We start from the raw sequence: 6,290 nt of genomic DNA, 5'->3' as shown, positions 1-6,290 counted from the left end.
GTATCAAACGATGCCTTCGTGGAGGCTTGAGCCTAGTGCAGTGAAAGTTGCACGCTGGGTTCTTAGGGAGACGGCACTTGGTAACAAGTGTCGTCCACCCGACAAAACCTTGCTAGCGCTTTTGCTAGATTCGCCAGCTCCTTGGTTTGTGGTGGTACATTGACTACTCATGATTTATCCTATTAGACGTAAATACAATAACCGTGGCTGAGTTTAGATTGGATAAGAATAAAGAAAGCTACCTACCAGAGAATCACATAACTCCCGAACTTTTTGTGCAACACGCTTGGGATATGGACTTTAGGATTTCTATCGCTGACTCGGCGGTACTTCACTCTGATTTCATCAAACAAGCCTCCATACTCGCCGATAAAAAAGACATAAGTGTTCACTATTTAGACTTTTCTGAGTACGACACGGCAGCGGCGGCACTATCCGCAAAAGAAAATTCAGGTTTTCTTGAAGCGCTCGAAGATGGAAGCAAAAAATCTTTACTGTGGTTTGTTCATTGCGACCCACTCGCACCTTTGAATGTCGCTGTTACATACTCTCTCCGTACAGCCTTAACAACGAGGCCAGGAAACAACACACAGTCAGTATTCATCGCAACTAAAGCATCATTGTTAATGATGTTTGCTAATCGTGAAGCACCTTTTTATCAAAGCCATTACAATTTAACTGGCTATAGTCGCTAACTTTATAGCTCTTCCAATCACCTCAAGGGCAAGCATTGTGTCTACTTATTCAATTTGGCGAAACTGATTAGCGAATGAGCTCTAATGAATATACCTCGAACAATGGATTTGTAACGAGGTAACATTCAAACCCAGCAGAAAAGCCACCAAGCTTAAACTTGATGGCTTTGATTTTAACTGCTTGTTCAGCAGGTTGGTTGCTTTCTTCCTGGCCTATTCTTAGCTGCCTATTCGGCAGGACACTGTAGAATATAGTCTCTAACCATCTGATTCTGCATGCTTAAAGTCACAATTCATCAAAATACCCTTTTTCTTCTTACTTCTGTAAGTCCTTGTTTTTATTTATCTATAAAAGAGCTTTAGAAAAAGGGTTAAAAACGTAACTCAGGTACCGTGCCTTTTCTTTCTTGATTGGTGGCTAAACCATAGCTATTAAAGTTTGCTGCAACGCGCTCTCTAACAAACTCCTTTTGTACAAACAAAATATAACTTTCCCCTGATGAACCGCTGGAGATTGGGATTCGATGAAAACTATCGATGATTCGCTCTTCATTAGTGGCTGGTAATGATTGTCCATCACCAGAGAAATCGGCTCTCGCCATGCTACGTTTGATTCGACGTTTCTTGGAGCCCAGAAAACTTTTCCCAATCGTTTGATTACGGGTAAACCTCACCTCAACCGCAATGTCAGGCACCTCACAAACACTGGAGATCTCAAATAAACCTTCATTTACCATCACAGAGAAATAGGGCTGAAAAGCGAGTCCAATCATCATCTCTTTATCTTCAGCAACAAAGGCAATGGTTTGGCCAACTGTAGATTCGTTCCAGTCCGGAAAACTCACACCTATTTTATTCATGGCTTGTCGGTTATTGACCATAAACAAGTGCATTTGGGATATACACCGTCCTGCCAATAATTCATGGTCGGCTTGTGCAGGCATGTAACGTATTAAGAAATAGTAACGCTTAGTCATATCTATCCCTTACTTCGCTTTAGAACAATTGAATAGGCCGCCTTTGATCAAGACAGACATGATGAAGTGCACATCATTTGGGATGACTTGAGAAGCTGTCATGCTTTCAATCCAGTTCTCTGTATTTCTGACTAGTTGATAGAAGTCGTTTCCATGCGCTGAGTGTCGCCTTGCTATAACGTATTCTCGGTCTGCTCCGTATTCATTCACTCTTAATGACTTATCTGCATCTTCATGCCACCAATCGTCAATCGATTGCAACGCTGCACCAACTTTTTGACCATGAAACGCAACGGTTTCTTTTCCGTCCAATAGTTCGACAGTAGCTAACTGCTTAGTAGGAACACCATCTTCTCGTTCACCCAAGAACTCTTGGCTTGGGTAAACCTCATCTCCCCAACCAACTCCAATTTTAGCTTTGACATCCATGTAGAAATATTCGGTTGGGTCAGACAGGGCTCGCATCAAATAGGCTGTGAGCTTTTCTAGGCATTCTGCTGAAGCCTCTTCCCAATGACCATACCAAGAAAGCTTTGTTGCGTTTTCTACAATCAAGGTTTGTGAATCACTGGTGGTCACTTCTATCGACAGCTTTCGACACTCTCTGTTGCGCCAAAGCCAACTGCCAAGCAGTATATTCTTCGCGTATCGATGAGCGAGCTCTTGATACCCATTTAGCTCTTTATAAGTATTAGCCAGTAACGAAAGTTTACTGCGCACTTCATCGTCACTACAGATATCTGGGGTTAGAGAATTTGCTCGAATTCGAAGGGGGAATGCACAGTAGATATCATCGACACCCGGCTTTACGTAACACTCTTCGATGAACTGAGGATTGGAATAAGCTAAATCTTGTGGGGCAACATTCTTTTTTACGAACTTGCCCCCTTTATATGCTTCTGCATAACCACCCTTTGGTGCTCGCAACCTAGTTCTATCAATTTCAAGGGGACACATCTCACCACTTTTAGATAGATAGTAGAAATATGCTTTGCCAGCAGAGAGTGATCGAACGTAGTTCAGCTGAGTGCAAAGTTCCATAAACAATTAATCCCTATAGTTTTTTATAAGAATAGTTTCGCTACTGCATTCTATCGACCAAAAGGCGTGGTTTAAAAAGTGATCTCTTCCACTAAAACGTACTTCTATCGGGTTTACTCGCTGAGCAAGCCCTATCGCATTCTCTGCGTAAGCGTGACAACTGGTGATTGAGTTGCACCGTTTAGTTGGATGCTCTAACAAATGGTAGCCGATGGAAACTGGTAAGTTATCAGCGTCTTTAGTGATTAAACGTTCTAGATCATCAAAATCATTCGGCTGCTTTTCACTTGGATATAACCATCGCCCGTATGCTGGTAACCCTTTTAAGACATGGAAAAGCTCACTCCTGCTGGTATACGTCTTAAGCCACTCAACCTGCGTCGAGAGCTGTGGTTGGTATAATGCCCCTCCGGCGAAAGCAACGGGAAGTGCCGTTTTAAGCGCGGACTTAAAATCTGAAATTCGGCTGTCGCTATGGACTCTGATAACTAAGTCTATTTCTAGGTCCGCCAATCGTTCACTACGAATAGTTGGTCGCTTCGCGTTAGAAACCGTTCGAGCTTTGGCGACTGAGTTGGGTTCGGTAAGCTTCGCTGTCGGTTGAATGTTCTCGCTTCGGACATAAAAAGAGAAACTCGAAAATTCAAACAGAGAATCACAATTAACTAGCTGGTTAAACTCTCTTTGATAGCGGTGCATAAAACCCCAAATAGCCGCCAAAGCAGGAGCACCACTCAGATATGGGCTACTCATTGCGACCGCATCTTGCACTCTCATTGATGACAAATAGATATACTGCTCACCCGTTACCTTATCTTCATTGCCATTTGGTTTACTGAGCTGTTCAAGTATCCATACGATTTGGGCTTTAGCTACCTGCATTAGCTTAGGATGATAGGCAAACTTGGCGGCATACTTGTTATTCTGAAACGCGAGATGTAAGCAACGGTTAAACTCACTAGCTAAAGAGCTCAGTTCCGATTCTGGTAGCGTCAAAAAGGATTGAACTAAAGTGTCATCATGTTTCAATTTCTGTTGATTGGGTTCAGCATCAACGATATCTCTTAACTCAATTAATGGGAGCATCCACAGGGCTATCTGCTTTCGCAATATCTTACTTCTAACCTTACGAGCGCTCTCTCTTTGCTTCTGTGTTTTTGATGGCTCTGATCCAATTAAGTGATTTAACACCTGACAAATTTTGGCGTTAGTTACCTGATAGTCATCAAAGTAGCGGCCACTCTTTTTGCGACTTTCAGTTAACGTCCCACCCTGCGCTGGTTTGACGTCTAGCGGGTAGTTTAGGACTTTCATATGCCCACCTAAACTGCCACACAGATTCCCGATACTTGCCGAGTTTGGCAGCGATGAAGACACAAAGCTGAGCTTACTTTCTCGACTTCTCGATCTCACTTCTAACTCTCTTTGGATGGCATGACTGACCACTGGGGTCACCGAAACATAATCATCCCCCCATGGAAACCGCAGTTGCTTGCTGTAAGTGCTAACACTGTCAGGAAAACTATTTTCAGGAAGTTGTTCTTCAATTGTATGTTTTAAGCGAGAAAGTGAATTAGCACCTAAACCAAATTCTTTGAGCAGCTCAACCCAAACAGGGGTCTCTTGCTGAACAAGTGAAAGAAGACTCACGGACTGTGATTGCCAGCGGAAAGGATTCAATAACCACAATGTATGGCGATACACCGCGGAGTTATGCCCCCACCCCAAACTTTGCTCTAATACTAAGCTTGAGATAAACGCCTCGGTTGTAGCAAGAGGTTGTGCAATTATTCGCTGATCTTTCACTCGGCAGTCTGGAAACTTGAGATTATGAGTGTGGAACCATTTGATTTCATCAAGGGACGCCTCTAGGTTCTCAGCCACTTTTAAATGCCTTTTAGCACGGGCAACATCCAACCAATCAGAGCACTTATCGGCTTGATGGCTTGAACTGAGATTAAGCAAGATCGTCAACGCTTCTTTTTCAAACCCATCAACACAGACATCTTCCGTATAGGGCATGAACATCTTCTTTAGCGCAGCCTGCTTTACTGCCTCGTCTTCAATTGCTAATAAGCCACTTAATTTCGTCATAATTACCACTCAGGTAGATACACACTTAAACCATCACTTTCAGAGCTCATTCGAGTCAATTTTGTCTCGATGACACTTCTTAAAGTAAACGCCGATTCATGACTCGCTATCTTTGTATGCATTCGCGGCCTGATCGCGGCTTTAATCTCACCAAACTCATACAGCCGATACACTTCATCCGTTGTGCAAGATAGCAATGTAGAAGCTTCTAGAGGGCTGAGCAGTACATCACCGATATTTCCTTTCGCGCTTGAAGGTACTATTGCCATAAGCTGTGTAAAGTAAGCTAACACCTGTGTCAGTACGATATTGTGACTCAACTGCCGACTGGGTAACTGACGACAATCTTTAAGCAGAGCCCCAAAAGCTTCATTGAAAAACATCTTCTTCCAATCTTTTACTCGAACGAGCTCTGCCTTCTCTTTCAAAACATCGAAGTCTTGCCACAATGACGTTGGCCAAGAGCCGCAGTATTCAATGAATAATTCGAAACTGAAGTCATCGATATTGCCATAGCGATCTACATACCACAGTAAAAAACCGTAGCGCTCAGATAACGTCATTTCTCCCTTTAGTAATCCCAAGGGTTTTGAATCATTCCCTGACAACCATTGAGCAACTAATACCTCAACCTCTGGCGCATCTTCTACTGGCGAGTTGCGGAGTTCAAAACCACATTCACATTGACTACTACTCTCGGTACGTTGGTATTCAAGTCTCGACTTACACTCAGAACAGTGATGAACCAGTTTACAGCCATGATGTTCACAAGCTTGATGAGAGATAAATTGCCACTGCTGGCGAATGTAGGGTGCTTCGTCAATACACAGAGGGCAAATAGGCGTGAAGCGTTTGCGAAGAAAAGCATAAGGGTAGTCGACACCAAATCTATGAACAGCTTTGTATTGCGGAGAGAATTGAGCTTTTGAATGTGATAGCGCTAAGCGCAGTACACCAAAGTTGTTGAGCTTTAATTGGTTCTCAAGATGGATAAGAACCCGCACTCGCATTTGGCTTGTGGTTTGAGCGTGGTAGATATTGACTCGTTCGAGCTCTAAGGGGAAAGCACCAGCAATCGCCTCATGCTGATCCATGGTGTCGAACCAGATGTCTTCGGCGAAATGAGAAAATCGCTCGTAGCCTTGTTCATGCGATAAGCGCAACAAGAAGCTTTCGAGCGATTCGTCAGGGTAAAGTTGAATGTCTGTATTCACATGCCACCTAAAACTTAGAGTTTCTAAGTTTTAGTATCGGAGATATTTCATGCATTGCAACCATAGAGGCCAACATATTTTGCAAAAAACGCCTATGAACTCATTCAAAATACGACAGAATCGCTTGGTTATCACAACTATGATGCGAAAGAGCTAAGAAAATTCTGTCGGGTGGACGACACTTGTTACCAAGTGCCGTCTCCCTAAGAACCCAGCGTGCAACTTTCACTGCACTAGGCTCAAGCCTCCACGAAGGCATCGTTTGATAC

The 6,290-nt window shown here is 43.3% G+C and carries 5 protein-coding genes; 1 reads left to right on the top strand and 4 read right to left on the bottom strand.

What is annotated here, in order from left to right:
- The first annotated feature begins 218 nt into the window (after window positions 1–218).
- The gene (locus F0229_RS21405) at window positions 219–695 is read left to right on the top strand and encodes a hypothetical protein (protein WP_253821015.1); all 477 of its coding nucleotides are present in this window, start codon (window positions 219–221) and stop codon (window positions 693–695) included.
- Between the two features lie 371 nt (window positions 696–1,066).
- Here the strand turns inward: F0229_RS21405 and cas6f are convergent, their stop codons facing one another.
- The 4 genes from cas6f to F0229_RS21385 are packed head-to-tail and all read right to left on the bottom strand — an operon-like array spanning window position 1,067 to window position 6,021.
- A complete protein-coding gene (cas6f, locus tag F0229_RS21400; protein WP_171733674.1) occupies window positions 1,067–1,672 on the bottom strand; it encodes a type I-F CRISPR-associated endoribonuclease Cas6/Csy4 in 606 nt (201 codons plus the stop codon).
- Window positions 1,673–1,681: 9 nt separating this feature from the next.
- The gene (gene csy3, locus F0229_RS21395; RefSeq protein ID WP_171733673.1) at window positions 1,682–2,713 is read right to left on the bottom strand and encodes a type I-F CRISPR-associated protein Csy3; all 1,032 of its coding nucleotides are present in this window, start codon (window positions 2,711–2,713) and stop codon (window positions 1,682–1,684) included.
- Window positions 2,714–2,719: 6 nt separating this feature from the next.
- Window positions 2,720–4,807, bottom strand: coding sequence for a type I-F CRISPR-associated protein Csy2 (locus tag F0229_RS21390; RefSeq protein ID WP_171733675.1), 2,088 nt, complete (start codon window positions 4,805–4,807; stop codon window positions 2,720–2,722).
- Window positions 4,808–4,809: 2 nt separating this feature from the next.
- Window positions 4,810–6,021 (bottom strand): TniQ family protein, encoded by a 1,212-nt coding sequence (locus F0229_RS21385; RefSeq protein WP_171733672.1) that lies wholly within the window; start codon window positions 6,019–6,021, stop codon window positions 4,810–4,812.
- Between the last annotated feature and the right edge of the window lie 269 nt (window positions 6,022–6,290).

Source organism: Vibrio sp. AIC-3 (assembly GCF_013114515.1).
Classification (GTDB): domain Bacteria; phylum Pseudomonadota; class Gammaproteobacteria; order Enterobacterales; family Vibrionaceae; genus Vibrio; species Vibrio crassostreae_C.
Note: the sequence above shows the minus strand (reverse complement) of the source record. Positions and strands in the feature narration are given on the sequence as shown.

Excerpts from the sequence above, each read along its gene's own strand:
- csy3 (WP_171733673.1), bottom strand. The coding sequence starts at position 2,713 with ATGGAACTTTGCACTCAGCTGAACTACGTTCGATCACTCTCTGCTGGC.
- F0229_RS21390 (WP_171733675.1), bottom strand. The coding sequence starts at position 4,807 with ATGACGAAATTAAGTGGCTTATTAGCAATTGAAGACGAGGCAGTAAAG.
- cas6f (WP_171733674.1), bottom strand. The coding sequence starts at position 1,672 with ATGACTAAGCGTTACTATTTCTTAATACGTTACATGCCTGCACAAGCC.